Source organism: Nocardia sp. JCM 38205, from assembly GCF_058222935.1.
The window spans coordinates 682,858-703,309 of sequence record NZ_JBYHFL010000002.1; the positions used below are offsets into that span (position 1 = coordinate 682,858).

Consider the following 20,452-nt stretch of genomic DNA (forward strand, 5'->3'; position numbering starts at 1 on the left):
GGCGTGGCATCATCTTGACCGATAAAACAACGTGTCCACCCAGCTTTACTCGTAAACTCGGTACTCGTAAAGGAGTTCCCCGATGGCACCGTCCACAACTCGTCGCCCGTCCTGGCGGACCGTGACCCCGGTGCTGGCGATCGCCGTCTTCGGCCTCACCGCCTGCACGAACAGCCAGGAATCGAGTGACGTCCAGGGAACCACCCCGCCGGTGTGGACGAGTTCACCCGCTCCGGCCGGTGCCGAGAGCGGTCACGGCGGTGGCCACGGCAGCACCGGCGCCGGCGGGCACGGTGAAACCCCGGCCGCCGGCGGTACCAAGGTCGAGCTGAAGGACGCCGCGGGCACCACCGTCGGCACCGCCGACATCGCCGAGGCGGGCAGCTTCCTGAAGATCAGCATCGAGGCGCACGGCCTGCGCCCCGGTTTCCACGGCCTGCACATCCACCAGGTCGGCAAGTGTGAGCCCAATTCGGTGGCACCCACCGGTGGTTCGGCGGGCGACTTCCTCTCCGCCGGTGGCCACCTGCAGGTCGGCGCCGCCAACGCGCATCCGGCCAGCGGCGACCTGACCTCGCTGCAGGTGCGTGAGGACGGCAACGCCACCCTGGTCACCACCACCGACAAGGTGAGCATGTCCGATATCCGCGGTAAGGCGCTGATCATCCACGCCGATTCGGACAACTTCGCCAATATCCCCAGCCGCTACAGCCATCCCGGCGGGACCGGCCCGGATCAGGCGACCCTCGCGACCGGCGACGCGGGCGGCCGGGTCGCCTGCGGCGTGATCCAGTAGGAGCGTGCCGGCATGGGTGGGGCTGGGATCGAGAGGGTTGTCTTCCACGGTTCGCCCCGCCCGACCATCGGCGTCGAATGGGAGATCGCGCTCGTCGACAAGGTGACGCGCGATCTGTCCAATACCGCTGCGGCGGTCTTCGATTCGGTCGGTGATCTGCGCGCCCACGACGGCACCCCGCAGGTCACCAAGGAGCTGCTGCGCAACACCGTCGAACTCGTCACCGGCGTGCACAACAGCGTCGGCGAGGCGATGGACGACCTGAGCGCGACCATGAACACGGTGCGCCGTGCCGCGGATCCGCTCGGCGTCGACCTGTTCTGCGCCGGCACCCATCCGTTCGCGCAGTGGTCGGCCCAGCAGCTCACCCGCTCACCGCACTACGACGAGCTGATCGAGCGCACCCAGTGGTGGGGCAGGCAGATGCTCATCTGGGGCGTGCATGTGCACGTCGGAGTGTCGCACCAGGACAAGGTCTTTCCGATCCTGAACTCGCTGCTGCTGTCGTATCCGCATCTGCTCGCGCTGTCGGCGTCCTCGCCGATGTGGTCGGGATCCGATACCGGTTATGCCAGCAATCGCGCTCTCATGTTCCAGCAGCTGCCGACCGCGGGGCTGCCGTTCCAGTTCGAGAACTGGACCCAGTTCGAGTATTTCGTGCACGATCAGTTCAAAACCGGTGTGTTCGAACAGCTCGGCGGCATGCACTGGGATATCCGGCCTGCACCCAAATGGGGCACGATCGAGGTGCGCGTCTGCGATGGCATCTCCACCCGCGCCGAGCTGGCCGCGATGGCGGCGTTCATCCACTGCCTCATCGTCGACCTGGACCGGCGGGTGGACAACGGCGAACAACTGCCGACCCTGCCGCCGTGGCATGTGCAGGAGAACAAATGGCGGGCCGCGCGCTACGGGCTCGACGCCATCGTCATCGTGGACGCCGACAGTAATGAGCGACTCGTCACAGATGACCTCGATGAGCTATTGAACCGTTTGGAGCCGACGGCCAAACTGCTCGGCTGTGCCGACGAGCTCGCCTCGGTGGCCGAAATCCCCGTCCGCGGCGCCTCCTACCAGCGTCAGCGCAAGGTGGCGGCGGCCGCACAGGGCGATCTTGTCGCGGTGGTCGACGCGCTGGTCAAGGAACTCGACCAGTAACGGCGCGGGCCGTGGTCGCCTGACGTTCCCTCGGCCAGGGGGATGACGTTCACCTGCCGTTTAACATGGTCGATGTGCTAGTCGAAGATCCGAACTCCAGAGTTGGCGCCGCGGCCCGATTGTCCATGCCGCGTACTCGGATTCGGGTCCTCGCACTCGGCACCGCGATCGCCGCCGTGCCTGTCTTGTTGATCGCCCTCCAGGTGGTGGCGTCCACGCAGGGGTTCGAAGGTCCGCTGGAGAGTCTGTGGCGTGATTACGCGGGCACGCCGAAGTCGATGACGGTGCCGTGGGCCGGCCTGGTGCTGGCGCTGGTCGGGTTGCCGGCGCGGCGGCGGATCATCGCGCTGTGCGCGGCGGTCGGCATCGACGTCGTCTGCGCGGGTGCGCGCATGCTGGCCGGTGAGCCGTTCACGGTGGGCAATGGCCCGGTGATCGTGCTGACCGCGATCGCGGTGCTGGCCCTGGTGCGCTGGGACGGCGTCGAACGGCGCAATGCCCTGCACGCGGCGGCTCTCGGCGCGCTGCTGATCCTGGCCACCAAGGTCGGTGACGTCTGGCTGCACGTCACGATCCTCACCCAGCCGCAGGTGCTCGACGAATACGTGATGCTCGCCGATCACGCGCTCGGCGACCCGTCCTGGGTGATGGGGCGGGTGCTGGAGACCCTCGGCCCCTCGGTCGAGGCGGTGCTGCACTGGGTGTACATCGAACTGCCCGCCGCGGCGATCGTGGTGGCGGTGTGGCAGCTGCGCGGGGTGGTGTCGACCGGACGCTGGCCCGGCCACTACCTGGTGCGGACGTTCTTGGTGCTCGGCCTGGTCGGCCCGCTGATCTATGTGCTGTTCCCGGTGGTGGGCCCGATGTTCGCCTTCGGCGCCGACGGCGCCGGATTCCAGCTCGGCAACTATTGGCCGCAGGTGGTGCCGCCGATCGACCGCAATCCCTCGGCGCTGGATTTCGACTCGGTGACCCCGCGCAACTGCATGCCGTCGATGCACACCGCATGGGCGCTCGCGGTGTTCCTGCACACCCGTCGGGCTGCCGACGGCAGCCTGGCCCCGCGCTGGCTGCGCTGGGGTGGCATGTTCTGGCTGCTGTGCACGCTGGCCGCGACGCTCGGCTTCGGCTACCACTACGGCGTCGACCTGGTGGCGGGCGCGGTGCTGTGCCTGACCGTGGAGTCGGCGCTGCGCGAGCCCGAGCGGGGGTGGGGTTGGTTCCGCATCCGGCTGGTCGCAGGCGGTGCGTTCGTGCTGGCCGCGCTGCTGATCTCCTACCGCTACCTGGCCGTGCCGATGGCGGAGTATCCGGTGCTCGCGGGCACCATCGTGCTGGCGCTGCTGGCGGCGGTGGCGGCGGCGTTCCACGGGACGTGGTTCGCCCGTCGGCAGAAGGCGCGGGCCGAGGACCTGGAATCGGTCGGAGCCTCGGCCGAGTAGGCGCGGCACGGGTTCGTTCCCACCCGGTCGAGCGCTGTTCGACGGCGCGGAGCGCGATGAGCCGAGTAGCCGGCCCCCGAGCTCGGTTCCCCGGCCCTGGTCGAGCGCTGTTCGATCGCGCGAAATTCGACGCGATGAGCCGAGTAGCCGGCCCGCCGCTCAGTTCCCCGGCCGCTGGTCCAACTCGTTGCCCAGTTCGTTGACGGCGAGCAACCCGTCGCGGTGCCGTTGCTCGCGGTAGGCCGTGCGGCCGATCAGATGCGCGATCACCGGTGCGGTGAGCAGGGTGAACAGGCCGACGAGCACGAGCATCCAGGCGTCCGGGCTGTCGTAGACCCGGATGATGGTGCCGACCAGCACCAGGTTCAGACCGATGACCTGCGGTTTGGTGGCCGCGTGCATGCGCATCAGGGTGTCGGGGAACCGGACGATGCCGATGGCCGCGGTGAAGGCCAGGCCCGCGCCGAGCACGATCAGGATGCCGGAGATCCAGTCCAGGATGGCGATCATCGGTCGTCCCGCACGCGGAATCGGGAGACGGCGGCCGAGCCGAGGAACCCGACCAGCGCCAGCGCCACGATGGCGGGCACCACGGTGGTGTCGCGGCTGTAGGCGGCCCACACCGCGAGCCCGCAGATGGCCATCGCCACCAGCGAGTCGATGCCGACCACCCGGTCAAGGGTGCTCGGCCCGGCCAGGGTGCGGTAGGCGGTGATCACCGCGGCCGCCACCAACAGGATCGCGGCCGTCACGGCGACGACGATCATGCGCTCACCTCCGGTACCGAACGGGCCGCCGGACGCTGGAAGCTGGCGATCAGCAGCCGCTCCAACCGGCGGGTGGTGCTGTAGAACTTGTCCACCGCCTTATCGCTGCCCACATCCATGACGTGCACGTACACCACGCAGCGTTCGCGATCGAGTTCCAGCACCATGGTGCCGGGAATGAGATTGAGCAGATTGGTACACAGCACGAGCACCAGATCCGATTTGAAGCTGAAGTACACCCGCAGCACGCCCGAGATCGGCGGCGGCGCCGGCCGCACCGCGAACCAGGCCACCTGCACACTCGATTCGAGCGCGTAATAGATGCTCACCGCGATCAGCTGGATCAGCGGTACCGGGCGCACCCAGCCGGTGACGGGTACCCGCGGCAGCGGCAGCGTCACCATGATCAGCGCGCCGACCACCAGCCCGGCCAGCACATTGGCCACGCTGAGCCGGCCCCACAGCGCCACCCACACGGCGGCCAGCCAGCACAGGACGGCGATCCGGATCACGGTTTCCCGGCTCATCGCGGCTCCGATCCGAGCACGGCGGTGATGTAGACGCCGCGGTCGCGTAGGTCGTCGGCGGCCCGGTCGGCGATGTTCAGGATCGGCCCGGCCCAGACCGTGAGCGCGATCCCCACCCCGACCAGGGCGGCGGTCGAGGTCACCATCAGGGCGGGCATCCGGCCGGGATCGGCGCGCTCGTCGTAGAGCGTGTCGGTGGAATCCTCCACCAGGGTCGGCAGCGTGGCGGCGGCCAGATGGCCTTCGGTGGCCTCGGCGCGCGGCCGCCAGAACGCCTTGCTCCACACCCGCGCCACCACATACAGGGTGAGCAGGCTGGTGACCACCGAACCGGCGACCAGCGTCCAGGCCAGCACGCTGCCGTTCTGCGCGCCCGCCTGGAGCAGGGCGACCTTGCCGACGAAGCCGGAGAACGGCGGAATCCCACCGAGATTCAGCGCGGGGACCAGGAACAAGATCGCCAGCAGCGGACTCGCCGCGGCCAGCCCGCCGAGCCTGCGCAGCGACGCCGAGCCCGCCTGCCGTTCGATCAGGCCGACCACCAGGAACAACGCCGTCTGCACCAGAATGTGGTGGGCGATGTAGTACACCGCGCCCGACAGGCCCATCCGGCTGGCCAAGCCGACCCCGAAGACCATGTAGCCGATGTGGCTGACCAGCGTGAACGACAGCAGTCGGCGGATATCGCTCTGCGCGATCGCACCGAGAATGCCGACGAGCATGGTCAGCAGGCCCGCGATGAGCAGCACATTATCGAAGCCGCCGTCGGGGAAGATCAGCGTGTAGGTGCGGATGATCGAATACACACCGACCTTGGTGAGCAGGCCGGCGAAGACCGCGGTCACCGGCGCGGGCGCGGTCGGATAGGAGTCGGGCAACCAGCTCGACAGCGGGAACACCGCCGCCTTGATGCCGAAGGCCACCAGCAGCACCGCGTACACCGCATTGCGGATGCCGACCGGCACCTCGTCCATCCGCAGCGCCAGCTGGGCCATGTTCAACGTGCCGGTGGCGCCGTAGGTCAAGGCGATGCCGGTCAGGAAGATCAGCGACGACAGCATCGAGACCATCACATAGGACACGCCCGCACGGATGCGTTCCTCGGTGGCGCCGAGGGTGAGCAGCACGAACGAGGCGACCAGCAGGATCTCGAAACCGACGAACAGGTTGAACAGATCGCCTGCCAGGAACGTCATCGACACGCCGGCGCTCAGCACCAGATACGTGGGCCAGAAGATCGAGGTGGGTTGCTCGGAATCGGCATCGCGAATGTTCTGGCCCGCGCCGTAGATGGCGACCGCGAGCAACACGATCGACGACACCAGCTCCATGGCGGCCGCGAGCCGGTCCACCACCAGGGTGATGCCGATCGGCGTCTCCCAGGCGCCGACCTGCAAGGCGGTGGTGCCATCCCGGTCGGCCAGGAACAGCAGCAGGCCGCAGACCACCACCGCCACCGACAGCGCGATCAGCGCGACCAGGCGCTGGGTGCGCGGACGCCGGCCGAACACCAGCGTCGTCGCGGCCGCGAGCATCGGGATCAGCACCGGCAGCGGCGTCAGCACCGGCAGCAGGTCGGACGACAGCATCATTCCTCGGGATCCTCCTGCTCGCGCGTGGCCGCGATCCCGACATCCTCCGGGTCGTTCTCGACATCATCGGTGGTGGTCAGGGTGTAGGAGCGGTAGGCGAGGGCGAGCACGAAGGCGGCAAGGCCCATGGTGATCACGATCGCCGTCAGCACCATGGCCTGGGCCAGCGGGTCGGCCATCTCCTCATGGGCGTCATCGGTGGCGCCGCTGATCGGCGGTTTCCCGTCCCCGCCCGCCATAGTGAGCACCAGCAGGTTCACCGCATTGCCGAACAGGATCATGCCGAGCAGCATCTTCGACACCGCCCGCTCGAGGATCAGATACACCCCGCAGGCCACCAGCACGCCGACGACGATCAGCAGCGTCAGGTTCACACTCACGCTGTGCCCTCCTGCGCATGCCCGGGGCGCCCTCCGTGGTTACGCAAGCTGCCTCCTCCGGGCGCTGACCCGGTCATGCGGTGCCCTCCTGCGCATGCCCGGGGCGCCCTCCGTGGTTACCCAAGCTGCCTCCTCCGGGCGCTGACCCGGTCATGCGGTCGCCTCCCGCACCTCGGCCGGTTCCGGCGATTCGGACAGCTCGCGGTCCAGCCGCGCGCCGAGGCTGCGCAGCACGTCGAGCACCAGTCCGACCACGATGAGATACACGCCGAGATCGAAGAACAGCGAGGTCACCAGCTTGACGTGGCCGAGCAGCGGCAGCGTGACCTCCAGAATCGCCGACGACAACGGTGGTGCGCCGAAGATCAGCGAGGTGGTCGCGGTGCCCGCCGCCAGCGCCAGCCCGGCACCGAGCAGATGCCCCGCTTCCACCGGCAGCGCCTCACCGAGTTCGTAGGGTCCACCGGCCAGGTACCGCAGCACCAGTGCGAGTCCGGCGGTGAGACCGCCGGCGAACCCGCCGCCGGGGGCATTGTGGCCGGAGAAGATGAAGTAGACCGACAGCACCATCATGGTCGGGAAGACCAGGCGGGTGGTGATCTGCATGACCATCGAGCGTTCGCGGCGGTCGACCAGCCGGCCCGCGGGCAGCCAGCTCACCAGCCCCGGCCGGTAGTTGGGCGCGTCCACCGCGCGCGGCGCACTGCCGAAACGCCTGCTGCGGAAGACCAGCGAGGCCACACCGGTGGCCGCCACGACCAGCACCGAGATCTCGCCGAGGGTGTCCCAGGCGCGGATGTCGACCAGCAGCACGTTCACCGCGTTCTTGCCGCCGCCGAATTCGTAGGCCGCGCCGGGAATGCGATGCCAGATCGGTTCGGCGCTGCGGGCCGCGACGGCGAACGCGCCGAGCACGGTGACGGTGGCGCCGACGCAGGCCGCGAGCACCGCCCGCCGGACGTTGAATCCGGCGGTGCGCGAGCCGGAGATCTCGGCCGGGAAGGCGCGCAGCACCAGCACGAACACCACCAGCGTCAGCGTTTCCACCAGGAACTGGGTGAGCGCGAGATCGGGCGCGCCGTGCAGCGCGAAGATCACCCCGCACCCGTAGCCGGTGACGCCGACGACCAGCACGCTGGCCAGCCTGTTGCGCAGCACCGTCGCGCCGAGCGCCATCGCCACCATGATCGCGCCGATGGCCAGCTGCAACGGTGAATCCCACAGCCGCAGCTGCACCCCGGTGCGGGTGCCCATGGCCAGCACCACCGACGGCAGGATGATCAGCGTGCCGAGGATGATCGCCTGGCTGACCGGCAGCGAACCACGCTGCACCGAGCCCGTCATCCGCAGCGAGAGCTTGTCCATACCGCGCAGGGTGGCGTCGTAGGCGCGGTCGGCGTTGCCCAGCAGCGGTCGTGGAGATTCCCCGATCCGGCCGCGGAAAGTGAAGATCACCAGGCCCGCCGCGACGATCACGATGGTCAGCGCGAGGACGTCGGTGAAGCCGTGCCACAGCAGCAGATGCGTGCCGAGCACCCCGGGGATGGAGCGCGCGTACGGGCTGATCAGCTTGTCCAGGCCGGGTGCGGCCAGGCCCGCGGCCAGGCTGCCCGCGGCCAGTACGGCCGGCGCGCCGAGCAGCAGGACGCCGGGGCGATGCCAGTCCGGTTCGGTGACGCCGGGCTTGTCGCCGAACGCGCCCCAGAGGAAGCGGGCGCTATAGGCGACCGTCAGCATCGAGCCGAGCGTCACCACCACGGTCAACAGGATGCGGGCCGGATCACTGAGGATGTCGGCGTGCAAGGTGGCATCGAGGGCGCCCTCCTTGGCCACGAACCCGACCATCAGCGGGATTCCCGCCATGCTCAGCGCGGCCGCCACCGCCACCGCGTACAGCACCGGTGCACGTCGCCCGAGGCCGGTGAGCGCACGCAGATCACGGGTGCCCGCCCCGTGATCGACGATGCCGACCACCATGAACAGGCAGGCCTTGAACAGCGCGTGCGCCACGATCAGCGCGAGCCCGGCCAGCGCGGCATCGGGCGTGCCGATGCCGACCATCAGGATGAGGAACCCGAGCTGGCTGACGGTGCCGAACGCCAGCACCAATTTCAGGTCGCTGACCTGCAACGCGCGCACCCCGGCGAGCAGCATCGAGGCGCCGCCGAGCACCAGCACGACCGGATGCCAGACCGGGTTGGTCGCGAATACCGGCGCCAGCCGCGCCACCAGATACACACCGGCCTTCACCATGGCGGCGGCATGGAGATAGGCGCTGACCGGGGTGGGCGCGGCCATGGCGCCGGGCAACCAGAAATGCAGCGGAACGATGGCCGACTTGCTGAGCGCCCCGACCAGGATCAGCATCACCGCGACGTTCACCGCGAGACCACTTGGCGGCTGTTCGGCGGCGAGCAGATCCGACAGCAGATAACTGCCGGTGCTCATCCCGAGGATGATGATGCCGACCAGCATCGCCAGCCCGCCCGCCGCCGTCACCAGCAGCGCCTGGATCGCCGCGCGCCGGCTCTGCGCCTGTTCGGAGTTGTGGCCGACCAACAGGAACGACAGGACGGTCGTGGTCTCCCAGAAGACGAACAGCAACACCATATTGTCGCTGGTGACCAGACCGAACATGGCGCCGGCGAAGCCGACCATCTGCGCGGCGAAAATGCCGAGCTTCGGTTCGGAGTCGTCGAAGTAGCGTCCGCAATAGAAAAGGATCAGCGACCCGATCCCGAGCACCAGCGCACACAGGACCGCCGCCAGCGAATCGAAGCGCAGATCGATGTTCATCTCGATGCTCGGCGCCCAGCTGACCCGCGACCGCACCGTCTCGTTCCAGTTCGCGGCGACCCAGCCGAGGCTGCCGAGCGGAACGAGGGCGAGCAGATAGAACGCATTGCGACCGATCGCCCGAACGCACAGCGGCGCCACCAGAGCGGCCAGGGCATGGGCGAGCAGAATTCCGAGCAAACTTCACTCCGTCGGGTCGGTGCGGCGGGGTGCTGCGCTCCCATCCTACGTGGGTGGATAGTAGGACTTGTGTCCAGGTGGCTATGTGCTCCGCCATATTCGGCCGAACCGGCTATACCTCCGCAGATCTTTCGGCCGTGGTGAGGAGAGCCGGAAAACCGGTCGGACCCGGGTGCGGCGCCGCCCTCAGCGGTCGCCGGCCCTGGCGTCGGCGTAGCGGCGCAACGATTCGACCTGGTCGGGGTCGAGCGAGGGCCGCACCACCGAACGCGCCGCGGCCAGATCGGCGGCGGTGACGTCGGCCGCGGCCACATCGCGGCGCATCGCGGCCAGCGCCGCTTCACGCAGCAGCGCGGCGCAGTCGGCGGCCGAATACCCGTCGAGGTCCTCGGCCAGCGCCGCCAGATCGACGTCGGCGGCCAGCGGCACCGACCGTCCCGCCGTCGTCAGGATCGCCAGCCGGGCCTGCGCGTCCGGCGGCGGAACGAACACCAGCCGCTCCAAGCGGCCGGGCCGCAGCAGCGCGGGATCGATCAGCTCGGGCCGGTTCGTGGCCCCGAGCACCACCACCTCACGCAGCGGTTCGACGCCGTCGAGCTCGGTGAGCAGCGCCGCGACCACCCGGTCGCCGACGCCGGAGTCCGAGCTCTGCCCGCGGCGCGGCGCCAGCGCGTCGACCTCGTCGAGGAAGATCAGCGACGGCGCCGAATCCCGCGCCCGCTGGAACAGCTCACGCACCGCGCGTTCGGACGAGCCGACCCACTTGTCCATCAGCTCCGCACCCTTGACCGCGTGCACGCTGAGCTGGCCCGTCCCGGCGAGCGCACGGACCAGATAGGTCTTGCCGCAGCCGGGCGGACCGTAGAGCAGCACCCCGCGCGGCGGTTCGATACCGAGGCGGGCGAAGGAATCCGGATGCCGCAGCGGCCACAGCACGGTCTCGGTGAGGGCCTGTTTGGTCTCGGCCATATCGCCGACGTCGTCGAGGCCAAGGCTGCCGATGGCCAGTTCTTCCATCCCGGAACGCGACAGCGGCCGGATCACCTCGAGCGCCCCGACCAGGTCTTGCTGGCACAGCTGCGGTTCGGCCTGATCGCGATTGGCCCGCGAGGCCGCGCGCAGCGCCGCCTCCCGGCACACCGCGGCCAGATCCGACACCACGAAACCGGGTGTCTTCGCGGCGATCTCGTCGAGTTTCAGATCACCCGTCGGGACCTTGCGCAGTAGTTGTTCCAGCAGCGACCGGCGCACCGCGGCCGTCGGCAGCGTCAGCGCGATCTCGCGATCGCACAGGTCGGGGGCGCGCAGCCGGGGATCGAGCGCGGACGGATGCGCGGTGGTGGCCAGGAAAGCGACGCACGGTTCGGCGATGGCCGCGCGCAGTTGATCCAGGATCAGCGTGGCCACCGGGTCGGCGGTCGCGGGCAGCAGCGCATCGATATCGGTGATGAGCAGGATGCCGCCCTGCCCGGAACTCACCTCGGCCACCGCCTGCGCCACCTCACGCAGCCGTGCCCCGCTCTCGGCGGCGCCGACGGCGGGGCCATCCAGTTCGATGATGCGCCGCGGTGCGGTGACCGCTCTGGCCAGCGTCGCCTTGCCGACGCCCGCCGGACCGGTGATCAGCACACCCAGATGTGGGGATGCGCCAAGGGTTTTCAGCAGTTCGGGCTCATCGAGGGCCAGCGTCAGCCATTCGGTGAGCTTGGCCGCCTGGGTGTGTGCGCCCACCAGATCCTCGACCGGGATCGGGGCGGAGCGGGCGGCGGCGGCGACGGTGCCGGTCGGATCGGCGGTCATGCTCGCGGAGGAGTCCTCCCGGGCAGAGCCGGTGGCGGGCCTGCCGTTACCGCCCACCGGTGCGATGGCTCCAGGCCCCCAGTCCACGGCGGTATTGGGTTGCACGCTCACCGGGCCCGGCGAGGGATCGGTGGCGGTGACGGTGAGCAGTTCGGTGGTCCAGGCGATGCCGAAGGTGCGCGAGAGCGCCTGACTCGCGGCCGAGGCGGGCAGATCCGGGCCGAGATCACGCGGCAGCAACGAGACCGTATCGCCGACGGTGACGATCTTGCCGAGCAGCGCCTGCCGCAGCGTCGCCGCCGGAATCGACCCGGTGGCGTGCGCCGAGCCGCTCACCGAGATCCGCCGACCGCCGTGGACGGTCGCGGGTGAGACCACCACGGTCGCGCTGTCCCGCAGGCCGGCATTGGACAACGTGACGTCGTCGAGCAGGGCCACCCCGGCGGGCGTGCCCGCGGGCGCGAGACCGGCCACCGCGGCCGTGCGCCGGGAACCGACGAGCGTGATCCCATCCCATTCCCGCAGCCCGAGGGCGGTGAGCACCTCGGCATGCAACCGCACGACGCCGCGGCGGGCATCGGCGGCAGAGGGATTCAGACGCGCGGTAAGAGCCAAATCAGCCATCGCTGACCATTCTGCATCTGATTCGCGCCGCCTGCGGCGTCGCGGACGGCGCTACTCAGGGTTCGACGATGCCCGCGGCTTCGGCGACCGGAGTGTTCGCCATCTCGTCGGACAGGCAGACCAGCTTGGCGGTGCCGAGGGCGACGTTGGGGCTGCCCGCGAACGGGCTTTCCGGGTGTTCGGCCAGGATCGCCTCGATCAGCGCCTTCTCCGCGGCGATGTCGAGCTGGCGGAATTCGGCGCAGGTGGTCTGCGAAGCGGTTCCGGACGTGCTGCCCCCGGTGCGCGTCGTGGTGGGCGCCGAGGAGGTCTCGCTGGACTCCGAGGTGGTGGTCGCGCGGGCCGAGGTGGTGGTCGAGGCGCTCGAGGTATCGGTTGTGCCCTTGCGCAGCCCGCTCGCCTCGGTGGACTCGTCCGGACCGCAGCCGGCCAGGACCAACGCCAAGGCGCCGATGGACAGAATCGTCGCAGGAATTCGCTTCATATCGTGGGTTCCCCGGTGATCAGCGGCGCCGGAGCCTCCGGCGCGTCCGATGCAGCGTACCGGGTAGGGACGGTTCTTCGACATGGGTGCCTCACAGGATCGAGCGCCCGCCGGGCGCGCGGACAGGTGCGTGGCCCACTGTCGGCGATGGGCCTTGCCGCCGCCTTATCGATCGCTGAACGCTCCCGTCGCCGCAGCTCAGCGGTGGATCAGCGATTGCCAGTCGGCGGGCACTCGCGCCCGCGGGCCCGGCGCACCCTGATCCTCTGGATGATGATGCGGCGGCGCCAGCTCCGGCCCGCCGCTGAACATCTCCTCGGTGCGGAAATCCCAGTACCAGTCCTCGCCCGGCTCATAGCTCTGGATGAACGGGTGGCCGGTCGCCGCGGCATGCTTGCTCGCGTGTTGTTGCGGTGAACTGTCGCAGCAGCCGATATGTCCGCACTGCGCGCAGCGGCGCAGATGCACCCACCAGCCCGCGGCGGCCTCGCATTCCACGCAGCCGGGCCCGCTCGGCGGAACGGCCGGATCAATGCCCTCGGGTAGCTCGGTCATGCCGGATCTCCTGTCGATTCCAGATTCGCCGGTTCGTCCTCTTTCCGGTGCAGCGGCAGCCAGACGGTGAATGTGGTGTCACCCGGGCGGGATTCGAGCCGGATGTCGCCGTGATGTTTGTTGACCACGATCCGGAACGAGATGTCGAGGCCGAGCCCGGTGCCCTCACCGACCGGCTTGGTGGTGAAGAACGGCTCGAAGATGCGGTCGCGGACCTCGGTGGGCACCCCGGGGCCGGTGTCGTTGATCTGGACGACGGCGCAGTCGTTGTCGTGGCGGGTGCGGATGGTCAGCGTGCCTGCCCCGTCCATCGCGTACACGGCATTGTCGATCAGATTGGTCCAGACCTGATTCAGCTCGGCGGCGTAGCAGGGCACCGGCGGTAGCGCACGGTCGTAATCCTTGACCACCTGGATCGAATCGCCGATCTTGCGGTTGAGCATCACCAGCGTGCTGTCGAGCAGTTCGTGCAGATCGACCACCTGGAACGGGGCCCGATCCATCTGCGAATACTGCTTGGCCGCGCCGACCAGGGTGGAGATGCGCGCGGTGGAGTCGGCGATCTCGTTCATCAGCAGTTCGGTCTCGATGGTGTAGTTCAGCCAGCGGATGGCGCCTTCGAGCACCTGCGGGGTGCAGTCCTCGAGCGTCGCGGCCACCCGGTCCAGCCAGTCGGCGTCGAAACCGGCCTGCACGAAGTTCGGCGCGAGATCCCAGCCGTCGGCGATGCCGTGCTCGTCGAGCCATTCGCCGAGCACGTCCTCGCGGTCGGCGGCCTCGAGCGGCGTCAGCTCGGGCGCCTTGGCGACCTGGGCCGCGGCCTCCTCCTGCAAGCGCACCAGTGATTCCAGCGAGGCGGTGTCGAACTTGCCCTGTGCCATCATGGCGAGCTTGTGCCGCATGCCGGCGATGCGCTCGCGCAGGCCGGAGGTGGCGCGCACCGCGGCGGCGGCCGGATTGTTCAGTTCGTGGGTCAGCCCGGCCGACAGCGAGCCGAGCGCAAGCAGGCGTTCCCGCTGGGCGATGCGGGCGTTGTTGTTGCGCTGGCCGAAGAACGCGCCCTCCAGCAGATGCACCGCCATCGGGAACCATTCGTGCATCATCCGCGCGAAGGTGGTGGCATCGAGCACGAAGAACCGCGACGGCCGGGTGACGTACATCGACCCGCCGTAGTGCTGATCGGCGCGCTCGCCCAGATAGGCCGCCCACGCCCCGGCGTAGGAGCCGCGATGGTCGGTGCGCACCATCTCGATCTCCTGGCCGCCCGACAGCTTGGTCAACCGCACCTCGCCGTCCATCAGCACGTAGAAACAGGTCGCCGGTTCACCTTCGCGATAGACCGGTCCCGGCTCGATGCGTTCGATCCGGCCGTCGGCGCACAACCACGCCAGCTGCTCGTCGTTCAGTTTCTCGAACAGGAACAGCGTCCGCAGTTCCGTGGGGTCGCAGATCATTTCGGAGCCCATGGCCGCCTCCTACGCCAGGTACCGGTGGACGAGCATGACCGCCATCGCGCCCTCACCGACGGCGGAGGCGACCCGCTTGGCCGATTCGGCGTGGACGTCGCCGGCCACGAACACCCCTGGCACGCTGGTCTCGAGGTGATGCGGCGGCCGCGGCAGTTCCCAGCCGGCCGGACGCGAGCCTTCGACCAGCAGATCGGGGCCCGCGAGCACGTAGCCGTCGTCGTCGCGCGCCACCACGCCGTCGAGCCAGTCGGTCTGCGGTGCCGCGCCGATGAACAGGAAAAGCCGCTCGGTGGCGGCCTTCTCCTCGGCCCCGGTCTCGTTGTCGCGCAAGACGATCGTGTGCAGGTGATCGTCGCCGTCCACGCCGACCACCTCGGTGCGGGTGTGCACGCGGATATTGGGCGTCTGCGCGATCTGCTGGATCAGGTAGTAGGACATGGACTTCTCCAGCGAATCCGCCCGCACCACCAGATGCACCGTGCGCGCGTTGCGGGACAGGAACATCGCGGCCTGACCCGCCGAGTTCGCACCGCCGACGATGTAGACGTCGTGTTCGGCGCATTCGGCCGCTTCGGTCATCGCCGAGCCGTAATACACACCGCGCCCGGTGAATTCGTCCACCCCGGGCGCCGGATGGCGCCGATAGTCCACTCCGGTCGCGATGATGACGGTGTGCCCGCACAGCCGTCCGCCGTCGGCGAAGCGCACGGTGCGCGCCGACCCGTTGACCTCGAGTCCGACCACTTCGCGGGTGGTGATCACCTCGGCGCCGAACTTGGCGGCCTGCCGTCGCGCGCGGTCGGCCAGTTGCGCACCGGACAGGCCGTCCGGGAAGCCGAGGTAGTTCTCGATCCGGGAACTCTGCCCGGCCTGCCCGCCGGTGGCGGTGCGTTCCACCAGCACCGTGCGCAAACCCTCGGACGCGCCGTAGACGGCCGCGCCGAGTCCGGCCGGTCCGCCGCCGACGACGATCAGATCGTAGAAATCGCCGACCGGTTCGGTGCTGAGCCCGACGCTGCCCGCCAGTTCACTGTCGCTGGGTTGCAGCAGCGCCCGCCCGTCGGCGGTGATCACCACCGGACATCGCTGCGGATCGGCGCCGGCGGCCTCGAGCAGCCGCGCGCCCTCGGGTTCGTCGGCCAGGTACCAGCGGTAGGGCAGCTGGTTGCGGGCCAGGAATTCGCGCACCTGTGAGGAGCGCGGCGACCATCGATTGCCGATCACCTTGGTCCCGGTCACCGGTTTCTGGTCGCTGCCGCGCCATGCCTCCAGCAAGGCGTCCAGCACCGGGTAGAGCTTCTCTTCCGGCGGATCCCACGGCTTGAGCAGATAGTGATCGAGATCGATGACGTTGATCGCGTCGATCGCGGCATTGGTGTCGGCGTAGGCGGTGAGCAGCACCCGCCGCGCGTACGGGTGCAGGTCCATGGCCTGTTCGAGGAATTCGATGCCGTCCATGCCCGGCATGCGGTAGTCGGCGATCAGCACCGCGACCGGCTGGTCGCGCAGTTTCAATTCACGCAGCGCCTCTAGGGCCGCCGGGCCCGATTCCGCGCGCAGGATGCGGTAGTCGGCGCCGTAGCGGCGGCGCAGATCGCGCACGACGGCCCGGGAGACTCCCGGGTCGTCGTCGACGCTGAGAATGGCCGGCTTGGGTGCAGCGGGGGAACTCACCTCATGAGTATGCGCTGCTGTCGTAGCGGCGGAGCGTGCGCTCACACGCGGTGACGCAGTACCAGTTCGAGTTCGCTTGGGGTGAGCAGTCTTTCGAGACGTTCCTCGACGCGCGGGGTGGATTCACCGTCGGGTTCGATCAGCGGCAATTGCGGAAGGTTCGATGCTGCCGACCTCGATTGCGGCGGATGACGATGTAGGAGGGAGCGCAGTTTCACGGCCGATCACCTCACTGTTGCGGGCGGTTCGCTGGTGGCTGTGTTCTCTCGTCTATCCCCATTGTGCGCCGCTCGTTACATTCGGGCCCGCAGACATGCGAAAATGTGACCTGGCCATCATTACGATTAGGATGCGCGTCACTCGTAGTCGCACATAACCGGAGGCAGTGTTGCCGAACAATCTCGAAGCCGCCATCGACATCGCCGCGCCGCCGGAGAAGGTCTGGAAGGTCGTCTCCGATCTGAAGCGGATGCCGGAGTTCAGTCCGCAGTGCGTCAAAATGGTCCCGCTGGGCACGCCGAAGGCCGGGACCTGGACGATCAATCTGAACAAAGACGGGTTCAAGCGCTGGCCGACCACCTCGCGCATCGTGCGGTACGAGCCCAACCAGGCCTTCGCATTCCGGATGAACGAGAACCGCACCGTCTGGAGCTACACCCTCGAGCCCAGCGCCACCGGTACCCGCCTGATCGAGCGCCGAGACGTGCCCAACGGCGTCACCTGGCTCGTGCGCAAGGCCATCGACGGGGTGCTCGGCGGTGAACAGGCCTTCGAGGACGCGCTGACCAAGGGCATGAACGAAACCCTGGCCAAGATCAAGGTAGCGGTCGAGGCGGGCGCGTAGTCCGCACCCGCCTCGCCTGCGCCGTCAGGACTGCCAGTTCGGCAGCGATACCACCTGCGCGGCCCAGGACAGGCCCGCGCCGAAGGCGATGAGCAGGGCGGTATCGCCCGGCTTGGACTGCCCGGTGCGCAGCAGCTGCTCCATCGCCAGCGGAATCGAGGCGGCCGAGGTGTTACCGGTCTCCTCGATATCGTTCGCGAGCGCGCAATGCTCGGGCAGCTCCAGCACCCGCGCCATGATCTCGATGATCCGGCCGTTCGCCTGATGCGGAATCATCGCGTCGAGATCGCCGGTGGACAGGCCTGCCCTGTCGATGGCCTCCCGGCACACCTTCTCCAGCGAGTGCGCCGCCCAGCGGAACACCGCCGTGCCCTCCATCGCCAGATACGGCCGGACGGCGTCGAGGCCCTTCTCGTCGATCTCGGCGAAGAACTCCATCCAGTCCTTGTCCTGGCGGATGGCGTGATGCTGGGTGCCGTCCGAACCCCACACCGTGGGCGCGATGCCCTGCTCCTCGGACGGGCCGACCACGACCGCGCCCGCGCCGTCGGCGAACAGGAACGCGGTGGAGCGGTCGGTCGGATTGATCGTGTTCGTGAGCTTTTCCACCCCGACAACCAGCACGTTCTTCGATGTGCCCGCGCGGACCAGATCCGAGGCGAGGGCCAGCCCATGGCAGAAGCCGGCGCATCCGGCGGAGATATCGAAGGCGGCCGCACCGTTCATGCCGAGCTCGGTGGCGATCTGCGGCGCCGCGGCAGGGGTGAGCAGCAGATGGGTCGAGGTGGCGACGATGACGCAATCGACCTGGTCGGCGGCGACTCCCGCCGATTCCAGCGCCCCGCGCGCGGCCGCGACGCTCATGCTCTGGATGGTTTCGGAATCGTCGGCGAAGCGCCGGGTGCGAATGCCGGACCTCGTCCTGATCCATTCGTCGCTCGAGTCGATCGGGCCCGCTACCTCGTCGTTCGTGACCACACGGGCGGGGCGATAGACGCCGAGCCCGAGGATCGCCGTGTGCTCTGCGCCAGTGGTCTGGGCGAAACGAGCAGCCATGGTGCGTCTCCTATGTACCTGCGGCGTCGGCGCCGCCGGGGTGTCCCCGAATATCGATGTGGATCCTCACTGGTCGATAGCTACGAATCAGCTGGTACTACGCGAACTCGTAGACATGAGGCTCCCTCATATTAGCGCTACCCGGGGTACACGCGAGTGCGTATTCTCACAATGACCCGGGTATATCCCAGGCACACGCCGCAAACCGGCGGCGTGCCCAACCACAGATTCGAGGACACCATGCTCGGAATCGGGATCATCGCGTGGATCATCATCGGGGGGCTCGCGGGCTGGATCGCCAGCAAAATCATGAAAACCGATGCTCAACAGGGCATTCTGCTCAATATCGTGGTGGGCGTGATCGGCGGCCTGCTCGGCGGATTCGTCCTGGCACTGTTCGGGGTCGATGTGGAGAGCGCCGGCTGGTTCTTCAGCTTCTTCACCTGCCTCGCCGGTGCGGTCATCCTGCTCTACCTGGTGAAACTGTTCACCGGGCGCCGCTCAGCGCACTGACACCGGGTGCCACGGGCGCGGTTCCCGTAAGGTGTGAACGCTTGCGCCGAACCTGTTCGACGACCGCTTTCATCCGTCGACGGGCATCGAGACCGTCGCCGTGACGGGCCTCGAACGGCGCGTTCGTCTTGCACCGAGCACGAAAGAGGAGCCTGTGGCACGCCGTCCCACCCCGCCCGGCACGCCCGAACGCACCGGCCTCGGCCACGTCGCCGATCTGGTGCGCCATGCGATCCCGCCGTTGCACCCGGCCGGTCTGCCGTTCGTCGCGGCACCACTGGCCGTCGCGGTGCTCGGCGGCAAACGTCGCTGGGTGCGCCGCGGCGGGTTGGCGGCGGCCGCGGCCTGCGCCACGTTCTTCCGGCATCCGCACCGGGTGCCGCCCAACCGGGCCGGCGCCGTCGTCGCACCCGCCGACGGCGAGATCGCGCTGGTCGACACCGCGGTGCCGCCCGCCGAGCTCGGCCTCGGTGATCAGCCCCTGCCCCGCGTCAGCATCTTCCTGTCCGTTCTCGATGTCCACGTGCAGCGGGTGCCCGTCTCCGGGACCGTGCGCACCGTGCTGCATCAGGCCGGCCAGTTCCGCTCGGCCGACCTGCCCGAGGCCAGCTCGGTGAACGAGCGCAACAGCATGGTCATCGACACCCCGTCCGGCGCCCAGATCGTGGTCGTGCAGATCGCGGGCCTGCTGGCCCGCCGCATCGTCTGCGATGCCAAGCCCGGTGACGTGCTCACCATCGGCGACACCTACGGCCTGATCCGTTTCGGTTCCCGGGTCGACACCTACTTCCCGGCGGGCACCGAACTGCTCGTCGACGTCGGTCAGCGCACCATCGGTGCCGAGACCGTGCTGGCCGTATTGCCGACCGCAGGGTCATGATGGAGCCGGGCACTGCCGGACGGCGGCGCCGGTCGATCCGGCTGCTGCCGAGCATGGTCACCATCATGGCGCTGTGCTCCGGACTGTCCGCGGTGAAGTTCGCGCTCGACGGTGAATTCGGGGTCTCGCTCGCCATGATCGGCGCGGCGGCCGTCCTGGACACCCTCGACGGGCGGCTCGCGCGGATGCTGGCCGCCACCACCAAGATCGGCGCCGAGCTGGATTCGCTCTCCGACGCCATCTCCTTCGGTGTCGCGCCCGCTCTCGTGCTCTACATCGGGCTGCTCAGCGACAACAGCACCGGCTGGATCATCGCCCTGCTGTTCGCGGTGAGCATCGTGCTGCGGCTGGCCCGGTTCAACACGCTGATGGACGACGACACCCGCCCGGACTGGGCGCGCGAGTATTTCGTCGGCGTCCCGGCCCCCGCCGCCGCGCTCATCGCCCTGGCCCCGGTCGCGCTGTATGTGCAGTTCGGCGACGGCTGGTGGGTCGGCTTCGGCATGGTCTCGGCGTGGGTGGTGTTCGCCGCCCTGCTTGCGGTGAGCACCATCCCGACCCTGGCGATGAAGTCGGTGTCGGTGGCGCCGCAGGCCGCCGCCGGGCTGCTGGTGCTGGTGGCGGCGGCCGCGGCCGCGCTGGTCACCTATCCGATCGTGCTGCTGCTGGTGCTGATCGTGCTGTACCTGGGGCATATACCGTTCGCCTGGTATTCGCAGCGCTGGGTCGCGGCCCGGCCGGAGACCTGGGAGCACAAACCGGCCGAACGGCGGGCGCAGCGGCGGGCACAGCGGCGGCGTCCGGCGATCCGGCGGCCCGCCATCCGTCGCCCGGCGATGCGCGGTTCGTCGCGGCTGCGGCTGCGCCGTCCGGGTGGTAAGCGCGAACACAACGGCGTCGAGAGCTGAGCGGCCG

Annotated in this window: 19 protein-coding genes; 7 read left to right on the plus strand and 12 right to left on the minus strand. The window is 68.9% G+C overall.

The window, feature by feature from the left end; genetic code table 11:
• Positions 1 to 82: 82 nt before the first annotated feature.
• The 3 genes from sodC to AC4HOU_RS09955 all read left to right on the plus strand — a co-directional run bounded on the left by sodC (position 83) and on the right by AC4HOU_RS09955 (position 3,396).
• Positions 83 to 796, plus strand: coding sequence for a superoxide dismutase[Cu-Zn] (gene sodC / locus AC4HOU_RS09945; protein ID WP_163810465.1), 714 nt, complete (start codon positions 83 to 85; stop codon positions 794 to 796).
• A 12-nt stretch (positions 797 to 808) separates the two neighbouring features.
• Entirely contained in the window at positions 809 to 1,954 is a 1,146-nt protein-coding gene (locus AC4HOU_RS09950; RefSeq protein WP_104360719.1) for a glutamate--cysteine ligase, read from the plus strand.
• 125 nt (positions 1,955 to 2,079) lie between these two features.
• The gene (locus AC4HOU_RS09955; RefSeq protein ID WP_195020870.1) at positions 2,080 to 3,396 is read left to right on the plus strand and encodes a phosphatase PAP2 family protein; all 1,317 of its coding nucleotides are present in this window, start codon (positions 2,080 to 2,082) and stop codon (positions 3,394 to 3,396) included.
• A 159-nt stretch (positions 3,397 to 3,555) separates the two neighbouring features.
• Here AC4HOU_RS09955 and mnhG read toward each other — a convergent pair whose 3' ends face one another.
• From mnhG to AC4HOU_RS10010, 11 genes are all read right to left on the minus strand, one after another.
• Positions 3,556 to 3,906 carry a monovalent cation/H(+) antiporter subunit G gene (gene mnhG / locus AC4HOU_RS09960; RefSeq protein WP_195020178.1) on the minus strand — a complete coding sequence of 117 codons (351 nt, stop codon included), beginning with the start codon at positions 3,904 to 3,906 and terminating at the stop codon, positions 3,556 to 3,558.
• Entirely contained in the window at positions 3,903 to 4,163 is a 261-nt protein-coding gene (locus AC4HOU_RS09965) for a monovalent cation/H+ antiporter complex subunit F (protein WP_036540808.1), read from the minus strand. Before AC4HOU_RS09965 ends, mnhG begins: the two co-directional genes overlap by 4 nt.
• Complete coding sequence (locus tag AC4HOU_RS09970) at positions 4,160 to 4,690, minus strand: Na+/H+ antiporter subunit E (protein WP_194990612.1); 531 nt, start codon at positions 4,688 to 4,690, stop codon at positions 4,160 to 4,162. Before AC4HOU_RS09970 ends, AC4HOU_RS09965 begins: the two co-directional genes overlap by 4 nt.
• Positions 4,687 to 6,282, minus strand: coding sequence for a Na+/H+ antiporter subunit D (locus AC4HOU_RS09975; protein ID WP_195020177.1), 1,596 nt, complete (start codon positions 6,280 to 6,282; stop codon positions 4,687 to 4,689). The genes AC4HOU_RS09970 and AC4HOU_RS09975 overlap by 4 nt, the downstream gene beginning before the upstream one ends.
• On the minus strand, positions 6,279 to 6,662 hold the full coding sequence (locus tag AC4HOU_RS09980; protein WP_163810457.1) for a Na(+)/H(+) antiporter subunit C: 384 nt from the start codon (positions 6,660 to 6,662) through the stop codon (positions 6,279 to 6,281). The genes AC4HOU_RS09975 and AC4HOU_RS09980 overlap by 4 nt, the downstream gene beginning before the upstream one ends.
• 150 nt (positions 6,663 to 6,812) lie before the next feature.
• Positions 6,813 to 9,638: a Na+/H+ antiporter subunit A gene (locus tag AC4HOU_RS09985; RefSeq protein WP_490724396.1), complete on the minus strand. Its 2,826-nt coding sequence runs from the start codon at positions 9,636 to 9,638 to the stop codon at positions 6,813 to 6,815.
• Between the two features lie 186 nt (positions 9,639 to 9,824).
• Positions 9,825 to 12,062, minus strand: a complete 2,238-nt coding sequence (locus tag AC4HOU_RS09990; RefSeq protein WP_490724397.1) for an AAA family ATPase — start codon at positions 12,060 to 12,062, stop codon at positions 9,825 to 9,827.
• Positions 12,063 to 12,117: 55 nt separating this feature from the next.
• On the minus strand, positions 12,118 to 12,546 hold the full coding sequence (locus AC4HOU_RS09995; protein WP_228806443.1) for a hypothetical protein: 429 nt from the start codon (positions 12,544 to 12,546) through the stop codon (positions 12,118 to 12,120).
• 198 nt (positions 12,547 to 12,744) lie between these two features.
• The gene (locus AC4HOU_RS10000; protein ID WP_194990608.1) at positions 12,745 to 13,101 is read right to left on the minus strand and encodes a UBP-type zinc finger domain-containing protein; all 357 of its coding nucleotides are present in this window, start codon (positions 13,099 to 13,101) and stop codon (positions 12,745 to 12,747) included.
• Positions 13,098 to 14,567 (minus strand): ATP-binding protein, encoded by a 1,470-nt coding sequence (locus AC4HOU_RS10005; RefSeq protein ID WP_163810449.1) that lies wholly within the window; start codon positions 14,565 to 14,567, stop codon positions 13,098 to 13,100. Before AC4HOU_RS10005 ends, AC4HOU_RS10000 begins: the two co-directional genes overlap by 4 nt.
• Positions 14,568 to 14,576: 9 nt before the next feature.
• Positions 14,577 to 16,244 (minus strand): NAD(P)/FAD-dependent oxidoreductase, encoded by a 1,668-nt coding sequence (locus AC4HOU_RS10010; RefSeq protein ID WP_163810447.1) that lies wholly within the window; start codon positions 16,242 to 16,244, stop codon positions 14,577 to 14,579.
• Positions 16,245 to 16,632: 388 nt separating this feature from the next.
• Here AC4HOU_RS10010 and AC4HOU_RS10015 point away from each other — a divergent pair, with 388 nt between their 5' ends.
• Positions 16,633 to 17,088, plus strand: coding sequence for an SRPBCC family protein (locus AC4HOU_RS10015; protein WP_163810445.1), 456 nt, complete (start codon positions 16,633 to 16,635; stop codon positions 17,086 to 17,088).
• A 24-nt stretch (positions 17,089 to 17,112) separates the two neighbouring features.
• Here AC4HOU_RS10015 and AC4HOU_RS10020 read toward each other — a convergent pair whose 3' ends face one another.
• Complete coding sequence (locus AC4HOU_RS10020) at positions 17,113 to 18,144, minus strand: beta-ketoacyl-ACP synthase III (RefSeq protein ID WP_163810442.1); 1,032 nt, start codon at positions 18,142 to 18,144, stop codon at positions 17,113 to 17,115.
• A gap of 240 nt (positions 18,145 to 18,384) precedes the next feature.
• Between AC4HOU_RS10020 and AC4HOU_RS10025 the strand changes: the two genes are divergently transcribed.
• The 3 genes from AC4HOU_RS10025 (at position 18,385) to AC4HOU_RS10035 (ending at position 20,445) form a co-directional block, all read left to right on the plus strand.
• Entirely contained in the window at positions 18,385 to 18,657 is a 273-nt protein-coding gene (locus AC4HOU_RS10025; RefSeq protein ID WP_163810572.1) for a GlsB/YeaQ/YmgE family stress response membrane protein, read from the plus strand.
• Between the two features lie 154 nt (positions 18,658 to 18,811).
• Positions 18,812 to 19,537, plus strand: coding sequence for a phosphatidylserine decarboxylase (locus tag AC4HOU_RS10030; RefSeq protein ID WP_163810440.1), 726 nt, complete (start codon positions 18,812 to 18,814; stop codon positions 19,535 to 19,537).
• A complete protein-coding gene (locus AC4HOU_RS10035; protein WP_163810438.1) occupies positions 19,534 to 20,445 on the plus strand; it encodes a CDP-alcohol phosphatidyltransferase family protein in 912 nt (303 codons plus the stop codon). Before AC4HOU_RS10030 ends, AC4HOU_RS10035 begins: the two co-directional genes overlap by 4 nt.
• The last annotated feature ends 7 nt before the right edge of the window (positions 20,446 to 20,452 follow it).